16 protein-coding genes are annotated in these 16,245 nt (G+C 69.2%); 12 read left to right on the top strand and 4 right to left on the bottom strand.

Going from position 1 to position 16,245, the window contains the following annotated elements; all coding sequences use genetic code 11:
- The first annotated feature begins 26 nt into the window (after nucleotides 1–26).
- The 5 genes from lipA to FGL94_RS04905 all read left to right on the top strand — a co-directional run bounded on the left by lipA (nucleotide 27) and on the right by FGL94_RS04905 (nucleotide 5,321).
- The gene (gene lipA, locus FGL94_RS04925; RefSeq protein WP_144921598.1) at nucleotides 27–965 is read left to right on the top strand and encodes a lipoyl synthase; all 939 of its coding nucleotides are present in this window, start codon (nucleotides 27–29) and stop codon (nucleotides 963–965) included.
- A gap of 145 nt (nucleotides 966–1,110) precedes the next feature.
- Nucleotides 1,111–2,232 (top strand): branched-chain amino acid ABC transporter permease, encoded by a 1,122-nt coding sequence (locus FGL94_RS04920; protein WP_144921595.1) that lies wholly within the window; start codon nucleotides 1,111–1,113, stop codon nucleotides 2,230–2,232.
- Nucleotides 2,229–3,572, top strand: coding sequence for a branched-chain amino acid ABC transporter permease (locus tag FGL94_RS04915; RefSeq protein ID WP_144921592.1), 1,344 nt, complete (start codon nucleotides 2,229–2,231; stop codon nucleotides 3,570–3,572). The genes FGL94_RS04920 and FGL94_RS04915 overlap by 4 nt, the downstream gene beginning before the upstream one ends.
- Complete coding sequence (locus FGL94_RS04910; RefSeq protein ID WP_144921589.1) at nucleotides 3,565–4,467, top strand: ABC transporter ATP-binding protein; 903 nt, start codon at nucleotides 3,565–3,567, stop codon at nucleotides 4,465–4,467. Before FGL94_RS04915 ends, FGL94_RS04910 begins: the two co-directional genes overlap by 8 nt.
- Entirely contained in the window at nucleotides 4,464–5,321 is an 858-nt protein-coding gene (locus tag FGL94_RS04905; protein WP_186313332.1) for an ABC transporter ATP-binding protein, read from the top strand. The genes FGL94_RS04910 and FGL94_RS04905 overlap by 4 nt, the downstream gene beginning before the upstream one ends.
- 599 nt (nucleotides 5,322–5,920) lie before the next feature.
- On the opposite strand, the gene FGL94_RS04895 is transcribed toward FGL94_RS04905, so the two are convergent.
- The 4 genes from FGL94_RS04895 to FGL94_RS04880 all read right to left on the bottom strand — a co-directional run bounded on the left by FGL94_RS04895 (nucleotide 5,921) and on the right by FGL94_RS04880 (nucleotide 8,279).
- Nucleotides 5,921–6,529, bottom strand: coding sequence for a DUF7504 family protein (locus FGL94_RS04895; protein WP_144921581.1), 609 nt, complete (start codon nucleotides 6,527–6,529; stop codon nucleotides 5,921–5,923).
- 43 nt (nucleotides 6,530–6,572) lie between these two features.
- Entirely contained in the window at nucleotides 6,573–6,959 is a 387-nt protein-coding gene (locus tag FGL94_RS04890) for a hypothetical protein (RefSeq protein WP_144921578.1), read from the bottom strand.
- The gene (locus tag FGL94_RS04885; RefSeq protein ID WP_144921575.1) at nucleotides 6,959–7,654 is read right to left on the bottom strand and encodes an RAD55 family ATPase; all 696 of its coding nucleotides are present in this window, start codon (nucleotides 7,652–7,654) and stop codon (nucleotides 6,959–6,961) included. Before FGL94_RS04885 ends, FGL94_RS04890 begins: the two co-directional genes overlap by 1 nt.
- A 139-nt stretch (nucleotides 7,655–7,793) precedes the next feature.
- On the bottom strand, nucleotides 7,794–8,279 hold the full coding sequence (locus FGL94_RS04880) for a chemotaxis protein CheW (RefSeq protein WP_144921572.1): 486 nt from the start codon (nucleotides 8,277–8,279) through the stop codon (nucleotides 7,794–7,796).
- A gap of 102 nt (nucleotides 8,280–8,381) precedes the next feature.
- On the opposite strand from FGL94_RS04880, the gene cheB reads away from it, so the two are divergent.
- From cheB to FGL94_RS04845, 7 genes are all read left to right on the top strand, one after another.
- Nucleotides 8,382–9,494, top strand: a complete 1,113-nt coding sequence (gene cheB / locus FGL94_RS04875) for a chemotaxis-specific protein-glutamate methyltransferase CheB (RefSeq protein ID WP_186313331.1) — start codon at nucleotides 8,382–8,384, stop codon at nucleotides 9,492–9,494.
- On the top strand, nucleotides 9,494–11,716 hold the full coding sequence (locus FGL94_RS04870; RefSeq protein WP_144921566.1) for a chemotaxis protein CheA: 2,223 nt from the start codon (nucleotides 9,494–9,496) through the stop codon (nucleotides 11,714–11,716). The genes cheB and FGL94_RS04870 overlap by 1 nt, the downstream gene beginning before the upstream one ends.
- On the top strand, nucleotides 11,713–12,522 hold the full coding sequence (locus FGL94_RS04865; protein ID WP_144921563.1) for a CheR family methyltransferase: 810 nt from the start codon (nucleotides 11,713–11,715) through the stop codon (nucleotides 12,520–12,522). The genes FGL94_RS04870 and FGL94_RS04865 overlap by 4 nt, the downstream gene beginning before the upstream one ends.
- Nucleotides 12,522–13,730 (top strand): HEAT repeat domain-containing protein, encoded by a 1,209-nt coding sequence (locus FGL94_RS04860; protein ID WP_144921560.1) that lies wholly within the window; start codon nucleotides 12,522–12,524, stop codon nucleotides 13,728–13,730. Before FGL94_RS04865 ends, FGL94_RS04860 begins: the two co-directional genes overlap by 1 nt.
- The gene (locus FGL94_RS04855; protein WP_144921557.1) at nucleotides 13,731–14,603 is read left to right on the top strand and encodes a CheF family chemotaxis protein; all 873 of its coding nucleotides are present in this window, start codon (nucleotides 13,731–13,733) and stop codon (nucleotides 14,601–14,603) included.
- Nucleotides 14,604–14,823: 220 nt separating this feature from the next.
- Complete coding sequence (locus FGL94_RS04850; protein ID WP_144921554.1) at nucleotides 14,824–15,537, top strand: HAD family hydrolase; 714 nt, start codon at nucleotides 14,824–14,826, stop codon at nucleotides 15,535–15,537.
- Nucleotides 15,534–16,232 (top strand): class II aldolase/adducin family protein, encoded by a 699-nt coding sequence (locus tag FGL94_RS04845; RefSeq protein WP_144921552.1) that lies wholly within the window; start codon nucleotides 15,534–15,536, stop codon nucleotides 16,230–16,232. Before FGL94_RS04850 ends, FGL94_RS04845 begins: the two co-directional genes overlap by 4 nt.
- Nucleotides 16,233–16,245 lie beyond the last annotated feature (13 nt).

The raw sequence follows: 16,245 nt of genomic DNA, 5'->3' as shown, positions 1-16,245 counted from the left end.
TTGCGCCCGGCCGTCGTGGCTCCGGTATGCAACGCGGCCGTCGGAAGCCGGACTGGTTGAAGTCTCGTCCCCCGTCCGGCTCCCGGTTTACGGAGATCAAAGAGCGCCTCCGCGAGCGCGATCTCCACACGGTGTGTGAGGAGGCCAACTGCCCCAACATGGGCGAGTGCTGGTCCGGTCGGGACGGTCCCGGCACCGCGACGTTCATGCTCATGGGCGACCGCTGCTCGCGCGGGTGTAACTTCTGTGACGTAGCGACGGGCGGGATGGAGCCGCTCGACCCGGACGAACCCGAGAACGTCGCGGACGCGGTCGCCGAGATCGGCCTCGACTACGTCGTGCTCACGTCGGTCGACCGCGACGACCTCGCGGACGGCGGCTCCGCGCACTTCGCCGAGACGATCCGCGAGATCAAGCGGCGCGACCCGGAGATCCTCGTCGAGACGCTGATCCCGGACTTCCAGGGCGACCCCGAGGCGATCGACCGGATCGTCGACGCGGAACCGGACGTGATCGCCCACAACGTCGAGACGGTCGAGCGGCTCCAGTGGCCGGTCCGCGACCGGCGGGCCGACTACGAGCAGTCGCTCGCGGTGCTCGATCGGGTGGATCGAGAGTCGGACATCCACACGAAGACGAGCCTCATGCTCGGCGTCGGCGAGTACGACCACGAGGTGTACCGCACACTCGGCGACCTCCGCGAGGTGGGCGTCGACGTGGTCACGTTCGGGCAGTACCTCCAGCCCTCGCGCTCGCACCTCGACGTGTTCGAGTACGTCCATCCAGACGCCTTCGAGACGTGGCGCGCGGTCGCCGAGACGGAGTTCGACTTCCTCTACTGCGCCTCGGGACCGATGGTCCGCTCGTCGTACAAGGCCGGCGAGCTGTTCGTCGAGGCGCTGCTCCGGGAGGGGCGCACGCCCGAGGACGCCCGGCGACACGCGCGGGCCGCGGGCGGTGACTGAAGGCGGATCGGATACTTCCCCCGTTAGGCGCATCGGAAAATCCCCCGTTTCGACAGCTGTCAGGCACTTCTGAGGTATCGACTTTTGTCGAAACAGCGAGTTATTTACCTCTCCACGACTCACCCTGCGTCAGTGAGACGCACACATGGGTACAACTGAATCGTCGATCGTCGACTCGGCTCGGGCCCGGCCGGGGCTTCTCCTCGTTATTTTCCTCGGCGGCCTGTTGCTCGTCGACCTCGCCGCGAAGCTCGCCGGGCTCTCGCTGCTCCCGATCGGCGGGGCGATCTCGGCCGATCGGCTCGGCTCGAACCTCTGGAACGGGGTCGTGATCGGGCTCGTGATCGGGCTCGCCGGAATCGGCCTCTCGATGACGTACAGCATCCTCTCGTTCGCGAACTTCTCGCACGGCGACCTGCTCAGCACCGGGGCGTTCACCGGCTGGGGCGTCGCGTTCCTGATCGCCGGATTCGGCGACGTGCCGGTCCGGGCACTGCTGAGCGTTCGGGACGCCGGGGACGCGACTGCTGGCGATATCGGGGCGCACATCATCTCGACGCCCGTCGCGATACTCGTCGGGCTGCTCGCGGCGTTCGCGATCACCGCCGCCGTCGCGCTGGCGCTCGACCGCGCGTTCTACAAGCCGATGCGGGACCGCGACGGCATCTCGATCCTCATCGCGTCGATCGGCGCCGCGCTGATCGTGCGCTACGTGATCCAGTTCGTCTACGGCTCCGACCGGCGCGGCGTCACGGCGAGCGTCGAGGCCTCGAACCTGGCGTTCGACCCCCTCGGGCTCTCCGTCAACGCCCACGAGCTGTCCATCGTTGTCGCCGCGATCGGGCTGATGCTCGCGATGCACTTCATGCTCCAGCACACGAAGCTCGGCACCGCGATGCGGGCGATGGCCGACAACAAGGATCTGGCGTTGGTCACCGGAATCCCGGCCGAGCGCGTCGTCACCGCGACGTGGATCATCGGCGGGGGATTGGCGGGCGCCTCGGGGTACCTCTACGTCCTGCTCCGCGGGACGATCCAGTTCGACTTCGGCTGGCTGCTCCTCCTCCTGATCTTCGCCGCCGTGATCCTCGGGGGGATCGGGTCGGTGTACGGGGCGATCGCCGGCGGGCTCGTCATCGGGATCGTCTTCACCACGTCGACGATCTGGATCCCCTCCGACTTCAACGAGGCCGCCGCCTTCGCCGTGATGATCACCATGCTCCTGTTGCGTCCCGAGGGGCTCTTCGGAGGTGTTTCGACCGCATGAGCGACGCTTCGTCACCGTCGGGCGACGGAGACGCGCCGGCCGAGGACTCGGCCCCGGAGAGCGCCACGGCCGCCCTGCTCGACGCGGCCCGACAGAGCGACCTCGGGATCGTACTCGGGACGCTGCTTCTCGTGTACCTCGCCGCGACCGTGCTCACCTTCACCGACGGGCTCAACAGCGTCGTCGGGCTGATGCGGACGCTGACGTTCCTCGGGCTCGTGTACGCGCTCGCCGCGCTCGCGCTGAACCTCCAGTGGGGGTACGCCGGACTGTTCAACATCGGGGTGGCCGGGTTCATGGCGCTCGGCGTCTACACGATGGGGATCGTCGTCCGATCCCCCGACCCGGCGTTCGGCCCGCCCGGATTCGGGCTCCCGCTCCCGGTCGGAATCGTCGCCGGCATGCTGGTGGCCGCGGTCGTCGGTCTGCTGGCGGCGTTGCCAGCCCTCCGGCTCAAGGCCGACTACCTCGCGATCGTCACGCTCGGCATCTCGGAGATCATCCGGCTGTTCCTCCAGTCGAGCGCGTTCGACACGTTCCTCAGGAACACGCTCGGCGTCGGCACCGGCGGGGGGCGCGGGATGGGACTGCCGCAGAACCCGGTCCGCGAGCTGTTCCTCGTCGACGGACAGGCCGGGACGCCGACGGCGTTCGGCGACCTCGCCTTCGGCACCCTCGGCGCGGGCGGGCTCGGGATCTCCAACACGATCCTCATCGACTGGGCGTACATCGCCGTGCTCGCCGCCTTCGTGGTCGGTTTTTATGTTCTGCTCGAACGGCTCGGCCGGTCGCCGTTCGGTCGGACGCTCAAGGCGATCCGAGAGGACGAACTCGTCGCCGACTCGCTCGGGAAGAACGTGGACCTGATCAAGATCAAGGTGTTCGTCATCGGCTGCGCGCTGATGGGGCTCGCCGGGATCCTCTGGTTCGGCAGCCAGGGCAACGTCTCGCCGACGCCGCAGTTCATGCCCGTTCTCACCTTCTACGTCTTCATCGCCGTCATCATCGGCGGCTCCGGATCGAACGCCGGCGCCGTCCTCGGCGGCATCGTCTTCGCGACGGTGCTGTTCGAGGGGCCACGCCGCATCGGGTCGTCGCTCCGCGACGTCATCGGCGCCGAGACGCCGCCGTCGTTCGCCGACGCGGTCGTCACGCTCGACCCGACCGCGTTCCTCGCGTTCGCGACGGACAACATCGCGCCGCTGCAGTTCGTCTTCCTCGGGCTCATCCTGGTGTTCATCATGCACCGACGGCCCGACGGGATACTCGGCGACCGGATCGAGACGGCCGCGGCCGTCGACCTCTCGGAGCGCCCCAGCGGGGGTGAGACCGATGAGTAGCGACGTTCCGGACGCGTCCGACGTCGCCGAGACCGCAGACGAGGTCGACGCGACCGACGCGGTCTCCGACGAGCCGGAGGCGAACGACAGCGCCGTCGAGGAGGCGGCGAAGCACGTCCCGTCCGGGGCGCCGCCGCTCCGGGTCGAAGGGCTCGTCAAGCACTTCGGCGGCGTCACCGCCGTCGACGGCGCCTCCTTCGAGGTCGAACGGGGATCGCTGACGGGGCTGATCGGTCCCAACGGGGCCGGCAAGTCGACCACGTTCAACTGCATCACTGGCGTCCACGAGCCGACGGCGGGGTCAGTCTACTTCAAAAGCGAGGACGTCACCGGGCTCGAACCGTACCGGATGGCGCGGAAGGGGCTCGTGCGGACCTTCCAGATCGCCCGCGAGTTAGAGGAGATGACCGTCCTGGAGAACCTGATGCTCGCGCCGAAAGGGCAGATCGGCGAGTCGGCGATCCGGGCGGTCACGCCCGGGCTCCGGAGAGAGGTGATCGAACAGGAGGAGGCGATCCGAGAGCGCGCCTGGGAGACGCTCGACTTCTTCGAGATCGACCACCTCGCGAACGAGCACGCGGGCAACCTCTCCGGGGGGCAACGGAAGCTCTTGGAGATGGCGCGGGCGCTCATGACCGATCCGGAGGTGGTCCTGCTCGACGAGCCGCTCGCGGGGGTCAACCCCACGCTAGAGGAGAAGATCCTCGACCGGATCCACCAGCTGCGCGAGGACGGCTACACGTTCCTCCTCGTCGAACACGATATGGACGTCATCATGAACAACTGCGAACACGTCATCGTCATGCACCAGGGCAGCGTTCTCGCCGAAGGGACCGGCGACGAGATCCGGGACAACGAACGGGTCATCGAGGCGTACCTGGGGGAGGACATATGAGCGCCGAGGAGGCCGGTTCCACCGACGAACACGCCGGCGATGAACGTGCCGCCGACGAACCTGTCGGCGCCGGCGATACCCCGAGCGACGATGACGAGGCGCCCGTCTCCGCCGAGAGCGACGCGGGAACGGACCACACACTCGACGGCGACGCGATCCTCCGGCTCCGCGACCTCGACGCCGGCTACGGTGACCTCCAGATCCTCTCCGACGTCGACCTCGACGTCGCCGACGAGGAGTTCGTTACCATCGTCGGCCCCAACGGCGCCGGCAAATCGACGGTGATGAAGACCGTCTTCGGGCTCACGACGCACATGGACGGCACCGTCGAATTCGAGGGCGAGCCGATCCACGGGCTCGCGCCCGAGCAGATCATCCGCGAGGGGATCGGGTTCGTCCCGCAGAACGACAACGTCTTCCCCGGACTGAGCGTGCGCGAGAACCTCGAGATGGGCGCGTACATCCTCGACAGCGTCCCAGAAGACCGGATCGAGGAGATATACGACCGCTTCCCGATCCTCCGGGAGCGGAGCGACCAGAAGGCCGGGACGCTCTCCGGCGGCCAGCGACAGATGGTCGCGATGGGGCGAGCGCTCATGCTCGACCCCGACCTCCTGTTGCTCGACGAGCCGTCGGCGGGGCTCGCGCCCGACCTCGTCGCCGACATGTTCGACCGTATCGACCGGATCAACGACTCGGGGACGGCGGTGCTCATGGTCGAGCAGAACGCGAAGGAGGCGCTCCGACGCTGCGACCGCGGCTACGTCCTCGTCAACGGCGAGAACCGCTACACCGACCGCGGGGAGGTACTGCTCGGCGACGAGGACGTGCGGAAGGACTTCCTCGGCGGGTAGCTCGGTCGCCGGTATCTCGGCGCGCGGGAAGTCCGTTCGGAGCGCCGCTCGTTCGACGAGGTTAAAACGGCTCTGCAGCGACGAGCGATAGCGGGAGTACGTCTCTCAGTGTGGTGGTGTGGTCATTTATAAGTCGGATCGGGGTGTTGCTGTTGGTGGTTTATAAGTGATCGGCGCTGTGGTGACGACCTCCAAAGCCCCGGCCGCGAGGACTCGCGCGGCTCGCTGCGGTCCTCGTCACTCGCTGCGCTCGTTCCTGCAGTCCTTGCGTCGCCGAGCTTCGTCCTCGCGGCCGCCCCTTTGAGTCCCACCCGCACAGCACCGCAGCCTCACACCTCCCCAGCCTCGCGATTCGCGCTCTGCGAGCGCTCACCGCGTCCCTCGCGCGTGCTCCTCGCGCCCGGTGGGCGCTCGGAGGCACGCGCCACCGCACTCGTCAGTTATAAGCGATCGTCGCCGTCGCTCACGGCTATTTAAATACGGTTACGCAGACGCCGATCTGCAATACCTACTCCCGCAATCGAGCAAGAAGCACGCTTCAGCGACCGACCATCTCGGACGAGAATGGCTCTGAAGGAGGGGTTCAAAAGGCCCATACGCTAAAACGAGGTCCACTCGGAGGGCTTCCCGACCCGGCCGCGGACGCGGAACTCCCGGTCGTCGCCCTCGACGCGAGTCTCGGCGATCACGTCGAACGGCTCGTGAAGGGTGTTGACCACCTGCTCGTCGTGGGCGGCCGAGTTGACCACGCCGACGAACGGCCACCCCTCTCCGGACGTCTGGGAGGTCATGACTCGGGTGAACCGGTAGATCCGCTCGGGGTCCCAGTACATCAACAGCTGGGACAGCGAGTAGACGCCGACGGCGCGGTCGCGGCCGGCAGACGACTCGACCACGTCCGTGAACTTGATCCCGATGTCGGTGAGGTTACCGGCGCTGGCGACGTACTTCGTCGTCGGCGTGTCGTCGCGCTTGTCGCCCTGCTCGTGAGTGACGCAGTCGATGACGATCACGTCGTCGCCGTCGCGGCCGGTGATCGACTCGTAGTCACCGCGGACCTTCTCCGCGGTGCGGCCGGTGGAGATGACGACCGGCCCGGTCGACCACTCGGCGAGGAGTCGGTTGAACAGGTCGTACTTCCCGCTCATCGGCGGCCCGGTGACGAGCACGCTGTCGGCGTCCCGGACAGCGTCGGGAAGCACGGTCATGTGTCTGGCTTGAGGGGGTATCGGGTAAAACCCTTCCGAGGGATCACTTCCGAAGCATCGACGGGAGGTCGAGTGAGGACGGTGGGCCCTCGCGGGAGCGCCTCATGAGTGTCAGTTCCGTTATCGCACCGGGGAGCGCGGCCGACACGGGGGAACCGCGCGGAGAGCCGGCGCCGTCGACGAGCCGGTCCCAGACCGCCTCGGCGTCGTCGGCCTCGGCGGCGATCTCGAGCGCCTTGGTCCGCCCCTCGTCGTACGAGAGCTCGATCAGGCTCCGGTCGTACGCGTTCCCGAAGGCGTCCAGAACGCGGTCGAGCTCGGCGGGGCGCTCGCTGCCGACGCCGTCGGCGACGCCGAGCGCGAACGCGCGCTCGACCGCCTCCTCGCGGTCGAGGCCGTCCCACTCCGTGCCGAAGGTCCGGTCGTACATCAGCGGCTCACCGTCGCGGCCGAGCCGACCCGGAGCCCGCCGTCGGTGAACTCGACGCCTTGAATATCGGTGTCGACGTCGGTCCCGCGCATCTTCAGCACCTGAACCCCGCGCTGCATCCCGCCGTCCTCGAGGTAGTTGTGCATGAAGACGACGCCGTGTGCAAGGTAGTGCTCCTCGGAGTAGGCGCTCGGGTCGGTCATCTCAGAGATGAGCAGGGTCGTCGCGTCCGTCCGCTTCAGCGAGGAGAGCAGCTGCACCATCGTGTCCTCGTCGTCGTCGAGGAGGAACCGCAACAGCATGGTGGAGTCGAAGACGACCCGATCGATGTCGCGGGAGTTGATGAAGCCGGTGAGCCGGTTCGTCACTCCCGAGTGGTCTCGCCGCTCGCCCGGCAGGCCGAAGAAGCGTCGCCCGTCCGAGGAGAAGGAGTCGAGGAAGGTGATCCGGTCGCTGTCGAGCGCGCGGTCGAATCCGAACTCGTACCCGCCCATGTCGCGGCGGATCCCATCCTTCGTCTCGTGCATGCTGATGTACAGCACGTCCTCGCCGTTGCGGGCGCCCTGCGCGGCGAACTGCGAGCAGAACGTCGTTTTCCCGCTGCCGGGAGGGCCGCTGACAACGTACAGGCGATTCTCCGGGAAGCCGCCGTCGACGAGGTCGTCGAACCCGGGAACGCCGCTTGAGGCGCGCATACGGATCGACTTGTCGGTTATCGGATAAGGGTTGCCACCCGGTTCTCATGGGTGAGAACGATCGCGGACCGATCGCGTGACGGTCCGCGGGCGGATCGACGTGCCACCGTCGCGGAAGGGGATACGGGCGACCGACGCGCTACGCGTCGACCTCCTCGCTCTCCGCACCGAGATCGGCGGCGTCGAGGTCTCCGATCTCGTCGATGTCCGGCGAGACCCAGACCACGAAGCGATCGTCGGACTTGACGATTCCGTTGACTCCCTCGTCGTCGACGGTCGTCGCCTGATCGACGTCTTCCGAGGCCACGTCGCGGACCTGGAACACCTCGTCGACCATCCAGCCGACGGTGCCTCCCTCGTCGATCTCCTCGTCGTCGAACACGACGATCCGCTCGCGGGGGCCCTCCTCGTCGATCGAAAAGAGGGTCTTCGGGTCGACGATCGTGGTCGTACGTCCCCGCAGGTCCATCACGCCCTCGACGTGGTCGGGGGAGTTGGGGATCCGCGTGAGCTCACCGGCGTCGACGATCTCGTCGATGACCCCGATGTCCAGACAGTACGTCCCGTCGCCCAGTCCGAACTCCAGCACCTTCGTGGGCTCGGCGTCCGTCTCGATGGCTGCCATGGGCGTGTCTGCGGCGAAGGGGCCAATAACCGTGTCCCCTGAATTATCAGGCGTGATTACCGGGTCCGTGCATTTATGCTGATTCTGGGCCCGATTCCGTACATGAGTAGGACGACGGATCGGCGAGGCGGTCGCGACGACTCCTTGCGGGTGGTTGTCGTCGACGACTCGCCGTTCATGCGAGGGTTGATCTCCGATCTCTTGACCGACGCGGGGGCCGCGGTCGTCGGCGAGGCGGGGGACGGCGCCGAGGCGCTGTCGGTGGTCGCCGAGACGCGTCCGGACGTCGTGACGATGGACGTCGAGATGCCGGGAATGGGCGGACTCGAAGCCGTCGAGCGGCTGATGGACGAGACGCCGACGCCCGTGCTGATGCTCTCGGCGCACACCGCCGAGGGCGCGGAAGTGACGTTCGAGGCGCTCGAACGCGGCGCGGTCGACTTCTTCTCGAAGCCCGGTGGCGAGGTGTCGACCGGCGTCTCCCGCGAGTCGGAGCGGCTCGTCGAGGCGGTCCGGTCGGTCGCGGGCGCCGACCTCGCCGCGGCGACGCGAGACCGGCGCGAGCGCGAGGCCGCCGAGGATGGTCCGAACGCGACGACTCCGGAAGTGTCGACCCCTTCCACGCCGACCGCGGCCGCCGAGGTCGACGGTCCGCTGACGGTCGTGATCGGCGCGTCGACCGGCGGACCGAACGCGGTCGAGCGCGTCATGTCGGCGCTACCGATGGCCGACTGCCGCGTCGTCGTGGTCCAGCACATGCCGGAGGCGTTCACGTCGCGGTTCGCCGACCGGCTCGACGAGGCCTCGGCGTACGACGTGCGCGAGGCGAGCGACGGCGCCCGGATCGGCTCCGGCGAGGCGCTCGTCGCCCGCGGCGGGAGCCACACCCGGATCGACAGCTACCGGTCGGGGCGGCTCCGCGTCAAGCTCGACGAGGACGACTCGCAGTCGGTCACGCCCGCCGCCGACGTGACGATGCGCTCGGCGGCCGAGGTCGTCGGTGACCCGCTCGTGGGCGTCGTATTGACCGGGATGGGGTCGGACGCCTCGGAGGGGATCCGGGCGATGGCGGACGCGGGCGCGCGGACCATCGCGCAGAGCGAGGACACCTGCGTGATCTACGGGATGCCGAGGCGCGCCGTCGAGACGGGCGGCGTCGACGAGGTCTGCGACCTCGACGACGTCGCCGGCGCGATCGTGGGAGGTGAGGCCTGATGGACTCCCACCGCGCCGCGTTCGTCGCCGAGGCCGAAGACGGAATCACGGACCTGAACAACGCCCTGCTCGCGCTGGAGGCCGACCCCGAGGACACCGAGGCGATGGACGACGTGTTCCGCGTCGCCCACACGCTGAAGGGGAACGCCGCGGCGATGGGGTACGAGGACGTCTCCGACTTCGGGCACGCCCTCGAAGACCTCCTCGACGCGGTTCGACAGGGCGACCGCGAGGTGACGCCCGAGCTGATGGACCTGCTCTTCGAGGGGGTCGACACCGTCGAAGCGATGGTCTCGGAGATCGCCGACACGGGAGACGTGTCGACCGACCCCTCCGACCTGGAGAGTCGCCTCCGCGAGATGGAGGAACACGGGACCGTCGGCGGCGGAGACGCCGGCGACACCGCCGACAACGACTCCGACGAATCGGGGCTCGACGATGGCGCCGGCTCCGACGCCGAGGAGGGGGTTGATACCGAGGACGACGCGGACGATGTGGACGCCGAGGGCGGCACAGACGACGTCTCCGTCCCCGAACTCCCCGACTCGGCGACCGCCCTCGACGACCCGGTCGTGTACGCGGACGTGACGGTCGGCGAGGCCGCGATGGCGGGGGTCGACGCGGCGCTCGTGTTGCAGGCGCTCGACGACCAGTTCGGCGAGTACGTCACGGCGCCCGGCCCCGAGGCGCTGGAGGACGGGGAGTACGAGGAGCGGTTCGACGCCTTCGTCGCCGACGCCGACCCCGCGGTCGTCGCCGAGGGGATCGGCGCGCTCACGCAGGTCGAGTCGATCGCGACGACCCTCGTGGGAGACGGCGAAGCGGGCGAGGAGAACGCCGCGGTCGAGAGCGACGGCGACGCGACTGCCGAGGCGGCCGCCGAAGCGACCGCAGACGCCGCCGACGCGGACACCGATGGCGACACCGACCACACGGCGGACGCGAACGACGAAGGAACCAAAGACGCTGAGGACGACTCGTCCGACTCCAAATCCGACTCCAAGTCCGGCGACGAGATCAAGTCCATCCGGGTCGACGTCGACCAGGTCGACGAGCTGTACGGGCTCGTCGAGCAGCTGGTGACGAGCCGGATCAAGCTCCGCCGGGAGTTGGAGGAGCTGAACGCGCAGTCGGACGCGTTAGACGAGCTCGACAAGCTCGCGTCCAGCCTGCAGGACACGGCGATGGACATGCGCCTCATCCCGTTCTCGCAGGTGTCGGACTCGTTCCCGCGGCTCGTGCGCGACATCTCTCGGGACCTCGACAAGCGGATCGACTTCGAGATCGAGGGCGCCGACGTGGAGCTCGATCGTACCATCCTCACGGAGATGCGCGACCCGCTCGTCCACGTCCTGCGGAACGCGGTCGACCACGGGATCGAGCCCCCCGAGGAGCGCGAGGCCGCCGGCAAGGCCCCGACCGGGCACGTCAAGCTCACGGCCGAGCGCGAGCGCGACCACGTCATCATCGAGGTGGCCGACGACGGCGGCGGGCTCGATCCCGACCAGCTCCGCGAGAAGGCGGTCGACGAGGGCGTCAAGAGTCGTGAGGCGGTCGAAGCGATGGAGGACGGCGAGGCCTACGACCTCGTGTTCCACCCCGGCTTCTCCACCGCGGAGGAGGTGACCGACGTCTCCGGGCGCGGCGTCGGGATGGACGTGGTCCGGACGACCGCCCGCGACCTCGACGGCTCCGTCTCGGTCGAGAGCGAACCGGGCGAGGGGACCACGGTCCGGTTCCGGCTCCCCGTCACCGTCGCCATCGTGAAGGTGATGTTCGTCGACGTGGGCGGCACGGAGTACGGGATCCCGATCAAGTCGATCGCCGAGGTCGCCCGCGCGGACGACGTGGAGGAGGTCCACGGCGACGAGATCGTCCGCCACGAGGACGACCTGTACCCCGTGATCCGGCTGCAGGAGCGCCTCGCAGACAGCGGCGCTGCGGCGGCCGGGTCGGGAGTCGGCGACTCCACGGAAACCGACACCACCGGAGGCGAGACCGCCCCCGCGACGACCGACGGCGGCGTGACGGACGAGGGGATGCTCGTGCGGATCCGCGAGGAGACTCGACAGGTCGCGCTCCACTGCGACGCCGTGCTCGATCAGGAGGAAGTGGTCGTGAAACCCCTCGACGGGCCGCTGTCGGGGACGCCGGGCCTCAGCGGGACGGCGGTCCTCGGCGACGGCGACGTCGTGGCCGTCCTCGACGTGGTGAGCCTATGAGCGGCGAGAGCGAGACGGAGTTCGAGGGCGTGCTCCGACAGATCAACGACACGGTGCCGTTCGAGCCCGGCTACTACAACGAGTCGTACCTCGACCGCCGGATCACCGCCCGGATGCGCCGGCGCGACACCGAGTCGCACGCCGAGTACGAGCGGCTGCTCCGGGAGGACGACGGCGAGCGCGAGGCGCTGATGGACGCGCTCACGATCAACGTGACGGAGTTCTTCCGCAACCCGGAGATGTGGGACGTGCTCCGCGGCGTGCTCCGCGAGCGGACGAGCGAGCAGCGCCGGGTCCGCGTCTGGTCGGCTCCCTCCGCCGACGGCCGGGAACCGTACTCGGTCGCGATGTTGGCCTGCGACGACCCCGAGATCGACGAGTCGCGCGTCGAGGTGCTCGGCTCGGACATCAGCGAGGAGGCGCTCGACAACGCCCGAGAGGGCGTCTACCACACCACCCGCACGACCGACATCGCGGCGGAGCTCGAACCGCTCTCGGATCCCGACCGCTACGTCGAGCGCGACGAAGACGCATTCCGGGTGCGCTCGGCGGTAAAGCGGCTCGTCGACTTCGAGACGCACGACCTGATCCGCGACGGCGCGCGCGACCCCTTCGACGTGGTGTTGTGCCGCAACCTGCTGATCTACATCGACGTGGACCACAAGGGGGCGCTGTTCGACACGCTGGAGGCGTCGCTCGCGGACGACGGCGTGCTCGTGCTCGGGATGACCGAGAGCGTCCCCCCGGACCGCTCGGACAGGTACGAATCGATCGACAAGCGCCGACGGGTGTTCCGGAGGGACTGATGTCGCTGTACCAGCACGCACGAGACGGAAACGCCGAGCGGCTCAGAGACGCCATGGGCAGCGACAGCGCCGCGGTCCGGAAGCGGGCGTCCGAGTTCCTCGGCGAGGTCGCAGATCGCGACGACCAGCCGTCCATCGACGTGCTCCTGCGCGCCGCGACGGGCGACGGGGACGCGCAGGTCCGCGGGGCCGCGGTCGACGCGCTCGACGAGATCGGCGAGGCAGCGCTCGAACAGCTCCTCTCGGAGCTCACCGGCACCAAGGGCTCCGAGGCGGAGTGGGTCACCGCCCGGAAGTTCGCCCGCGCGCTGCAGGCCGATCGGCCCGAGCTTCGGATGGCCGCCGCCAACGCGCTCGGTCGGCTCGACGACGGCAGCGGCCTCCAACACCTCGTCGAGGCGCTCGACGACGAGGACCCCCGCGTCAGGCTCCGGGCGTGTCAGGCCTGCGGGACCTTCGCCGACCCGCGTGCGGTCCCCGGGCTGACGGAGCGGCTCGACGACGAGCCGCGGGTCCGACGGGCCGCCGCGAACGCGCTCGGCAACATCGGCACCGATCGGGCGCTCGCGCCGCTGCTCGACCTGCTCGACGACTCCGACGAGTCGCTCCGGCGCATCGCCGCCGGCGCGCTCGGGAAGGCGAACAACCCGGAGCCGGTCGAGCCGCTGGCGCGCGCGCTCGGCGACGAGAGCGCGGTGGTGCGCAACGCCGCGGTGTACTCGGTCATCGAACTGCTCTCGAACGTGCCGACCCAACAGAGCCACGCCGTCCGCGATCGGGTCGTCTCCGAGCTGAAACAGGCCGACGACGCGACCGTCGTCGAGCCGCTCGTCGAGATCCTCACCGACGGCCAGCAGAGCCGTCAGCGACGGAACGCGGCGTGGATCCTCGGCCGCGTCGCGGAGCCGGAGTCGGCGGTCGCGGTCGAGGCGCTCGCCGAGGCGCTCGCCGACGAGGACGCGCAGACCGCGCAGTTCGCGGCCACCAGCCTCAAGAGCCTCGGCGGGCCGATCGTCGAGGATCGGCTCCTCGACCGGCTCGGTACCGAACACCCCGAGGACGCCCGCGCGAAGGCGGTGTTCGTGCTCGGGCAGGTCGGCGGTCAGGAGACGCTCAACCGGCTCGAAGAGTTCACCGACGACGAGAGCCCCGCGGTCCGGAAGCGGGTGTTCTCGGCGGTCTCGAAGCTCCGGGCGGGGGGTCGGTAAATGTCGGGCGGGAGCGGCGAGTACAAGGTCGCCGACACCCAGGCGCGGTTCGCGGTCGCCGTCCGCGACGGGCGGAAGGTGAGCGACGTCTCGTGGACGCCGGGGCGCGTGCTCCTCTCGAACCGCCGGCTGATATTGGCCGGCAACGACGGGAAGCGCACGGTCGCGCTCTCGGATCTCGAGGGGCTCGGCGGGCGCCACGACGCAAACCAGTCGGTCGCGCGGGTCTCCAACTACGTCAGCTTCGACCTCGGCGATCGGGTGTTGCTCGTCACCGCCTCGGACCACGAGTCGTTCGAGCGCGACGTGTACCGGGCGCTGCTCGACCAGCGAACGGTGACCGCGAAACACCCCGCGATCGAGGGCGGCGTCGTTCAGGAGACCGAGTGGGAACAGGCGCGGGTGAAGATCGACGAGAACGGGCTCAACGCGGCCCTGGAGAGCGGCGCGTTCATACAGTTCGACCTCGACGACATCAGCGGTCTCGACGCCGCGAAACGCACCGTCAACGGCGAGAAGAAGCCCGTGATCGAGGTGTCGCACACCGACGACGAGGGCACCAGCATCGAGACACACATCGCCGGCGACCCCAGCCGGATGCGGTTCGTCGAGGCGTGGCTCCGGAAGGGCGAGGAGCGCTCGTCGACGAACGTCGACCTCTCCAGCCGCGACCGGGAGGTGTTGATGGCGCTGTACTCCGGCGTCTCGCCGTTCGAGATCCCGTCGTTCCTCGGGATGGACGTCGACGCGGTCGAGGAGACGTTCGAGCGGCTCGTCGACCTCGAAGTGGTCGAGGAGGTGCGGGTGCGCCGCGAGGTGGCGCTGAACTCCCGCGGCCGCAACATCGCCAGCGAGGCGATGAACGAGCAGTAAGCGCGTCGTCACAGCTATTCGCAGCTGTGAGGTGGCGAACAGCCGGCGCGATCGCGTCCCCGCGACGGTGCGCCGGGCTCCCGCCTCGGCCGCCGCGGGCGTCGCTCACGTCACGGGCGCGGTGGCCGCGGTATCGTTGATAAGGGACGGGACCGTCGAGAGGCACGCCGCGTCGCGGCCGTCGAATCACTCTTAAGTCGCAGCCCGACCGAGGGAGTCCATGAGCTACGAGGCGGTGTTCTTCGACCTCGACAACACCCTGTACCCGTACGCCCCCTGCAACGAGGCGGGCAAGCGGGCCGCCCTCGAGACGTTTCGCGAGCGCGGGTACGAGATGCACCGCGAGACGTTCGACGAGCTGTACGCGACCGCGCGGCGGGAGGCGAAACGCGAGACCCGCGAGACCGCCGCCTCTCACGACCGACACATCTACTTCAAGCGCGCGCTGCGACTCCACGCCGGCGAGCACGACGCCGCCGACGCGCTGGCGCTCGGCGACGCGTACTGGGAGGGGTACGCGAGCGAGATGGAGCTCTGCGACGGGGTCGAGCGCGTCTTCGACGCCCTCACCGAGGCGGGGACGGAGATCGCCGTCGTGACCAACCTCACTACCCGCGTTCAGCTGCGGAAGCTCTCGCGGCTCTCGATCGACGACCGGATCGACCGACTCGTCACCTCCGAGGAGGTCGGCCGCGAGAAGCCGAGCGCGATCCCCTTCACGACCGCGCTCGCGGCGTTCGACCGCCGACCGAGCGAGGCGCTCATGGTCGGCGACAACGTCGGCGCCGACGTGGCCGGCGCGAACGCGGTCGGGATGGACACGGCGCTGTTCGTCGCCGACGGCGAGACGCCCGCCGTCGACGAGCTCGACGGCGACCGGCGCCCGGACCACCGGCTCGACGCGTTCGCCGATCTGACGGAGGTGGCGGCATGAGCCGGGAGAGAGACGATTCCGGCGCCGACGACAACGCCGACCCCGACCTCCTGCGCGACGCCCGCGAGGCCGTCGTGGAGTACGCGCCGGCGCTCGCGGACCTGACGCCCGGCCGGACCGGGAACCTGAGCGTCCGCGACGGCGACGCGGTCGCGGTGACGCCCACCGGCGTCCCGTACGACTCCTTCGACGCGGCCGACGTGCCGGTGGTCTCGCTGGAGGGCGAGCGGCTGGCGGGTCGGATGGCACCGTCGAGCGAGGTGCCGATGCACACGGGCATTTATAAGCACGACCGGCCGGGCGCGATCGTCCACACCCACTCGCCGTGGGCGACGACGATGGCGACGCTCCACCGGAAGCTCCCCCCCGTTCACTACATGATCGCCGCCGTGGGGCGGGAGGTCCCGCTGGCCGACTACGCGCCGTACGGCACCGAGGAGCTGGCCGCGAACGTGGTGGCCGCGATGGCCGAGGCCGAGTCCGACGCCGCGATCCTCGCGAACCACGGGCTCGTCGTCACCGGTCCCGACGTCGAGACGGCGGTCGAGAACACCCACCACGTCGAGGACCTCTGCCGGCTCTACCTCCGGGCGTCGGCGGTCGACGAGCCGCACGTCCTCTCCGACGAGCAGATGGCGACCGTCGAGGAGCGGTTCGAGAGCTACGGCCAGCAGCCGGACGGCGACGGCTCGTAGTCAGATAACTTCT

This window comes from Halorubrum salsamenti (assembly GCF_007671685.1).
GTDB classification, from domain to species: Archaea; Halobacteriota; Halobacteria; order Halobacteriales; family Haloferacaceae; genus Halorubrum; species Halorubrum salsamenti.
This window is presented reverse-complemented; position numbering and strand designations above follow the sequence as displayed.

Excerpts from the sequence above, each read along its gene's own strand:
- lipA (WP_144921598.1), top strand. The coding sequence starts at position 27 with ATGCAACGCGGCCGTCGGAAGCCGGACTGGTTGAAGTCTCGTCCCCCG.
- FGL94_RS04920 (WP_144921595.1), top strand. The coding sequence starts at position 1,111 with ATGGGTACAACTGAATCGTCGATCGTCGACTCGGCTCGGGCCCGGCCG.
- FGL94_RS04915 (WP_144921592.1), top strand. The coding sequence starts at position 2,229 with ATGAGCGACGCTTCGTCACCGTCGGGCGACGGAGACGCGCCGGCCGAG.
- FGL94_RS04910 (WP_144921589.1), top strand. The coding sequence starts at position 3,565 with ATGAGTAGCGACGTTCCGGACGCGTCCGACGTCGCCGAGACCGCAGAC.
- FGL94_RS04905 (WP_186313332.1), top strand. The coding sequence starts at position 4,464 with ATGAGCGCCGAGGAGGCCGGTTCCACCGACGAACACGCCGGCGATGAA.
- FGL94_RS04895 (WP_144921581.1), bottom strand. The coding sequence starts at position 6,529 with ATGACCGTGCTTCCCGACGCTGTCCGGGACGCCGACAGCGTGCTCGTC.
- FGL94_RS04890 (WP_144921578.1), bottom strand. The coding sequence starts at position 6,959 with ATGTACGACCGGACCTTCGGCACGGAGTGGGACGGCCTCGACCGCGAG.
- FGL94_RS04885 (WP_144921575.1), bottom strand. The coding sequence starts at position 7,654 with ATGCGCGCCTCAAGCGGCGTTCCCGGGTTCGACGACCTCGTCGACGGC.
- FGL94_RS04880 (WP_144921572.1), bottom strand. The coding sequence starts at position 8,279 with ATGGCAGCCATCGAGACGGACGCCGAGCCCACGAAGGTGCTGGAGTTC.
- cheB (WP_186313331.1), top strand. The coding sequence starts at position 8,382 with ATGAGTAGGACGACGGATCGGCGAGGCGGTCGCGACGACTCCTTGCGG.
- FGL94_RS04870 (WP_144921566.1), top strand. The coding sequence starts at position 9,494 with ATGGACTCCCACCGCGCCGCGTTCGTCGCCGAGGCCGAAGACGGAATC.
- FGL94_RS04865 (WP_144921563.1), top strand. The coding sequence starts at position 11,713 with ATGAGCGGCGAGAGCGAGACGGAGTTCGAGGGCGTGCTCCGACAGATC.
- FGL94_RS04860 (WP_144921560.1), top strand. The coding sequence starts at position 12,522 with ATGTCGCTGTACCAGCACGCACGAGACGGAAACGCCGAGCGGCTCAGA.
- FGL94_RS04855 (WP_144921557.1), top strand. The coding sequence starts at position 13,731 with ATGTCGGGCGGGAGCGGCGAGTACAAGGTCGCCGACACCCAGGCGCGG.
- FGL94_RS04850 (WP_144921554.1), top strand. The coding sequence starts at position 14,824 with ATGAGCTACGAGGCGGTGTTCTTCGACCTCGACAACACCCTGTACCCG.
- FGL94_RS04845 (WP_144921552.1), top strand. The coding sequence starts at position 15,534 with ATGAGCCGGGAGAGAGACGATTCCGGCGCCGACGACAACGCCGACCCC.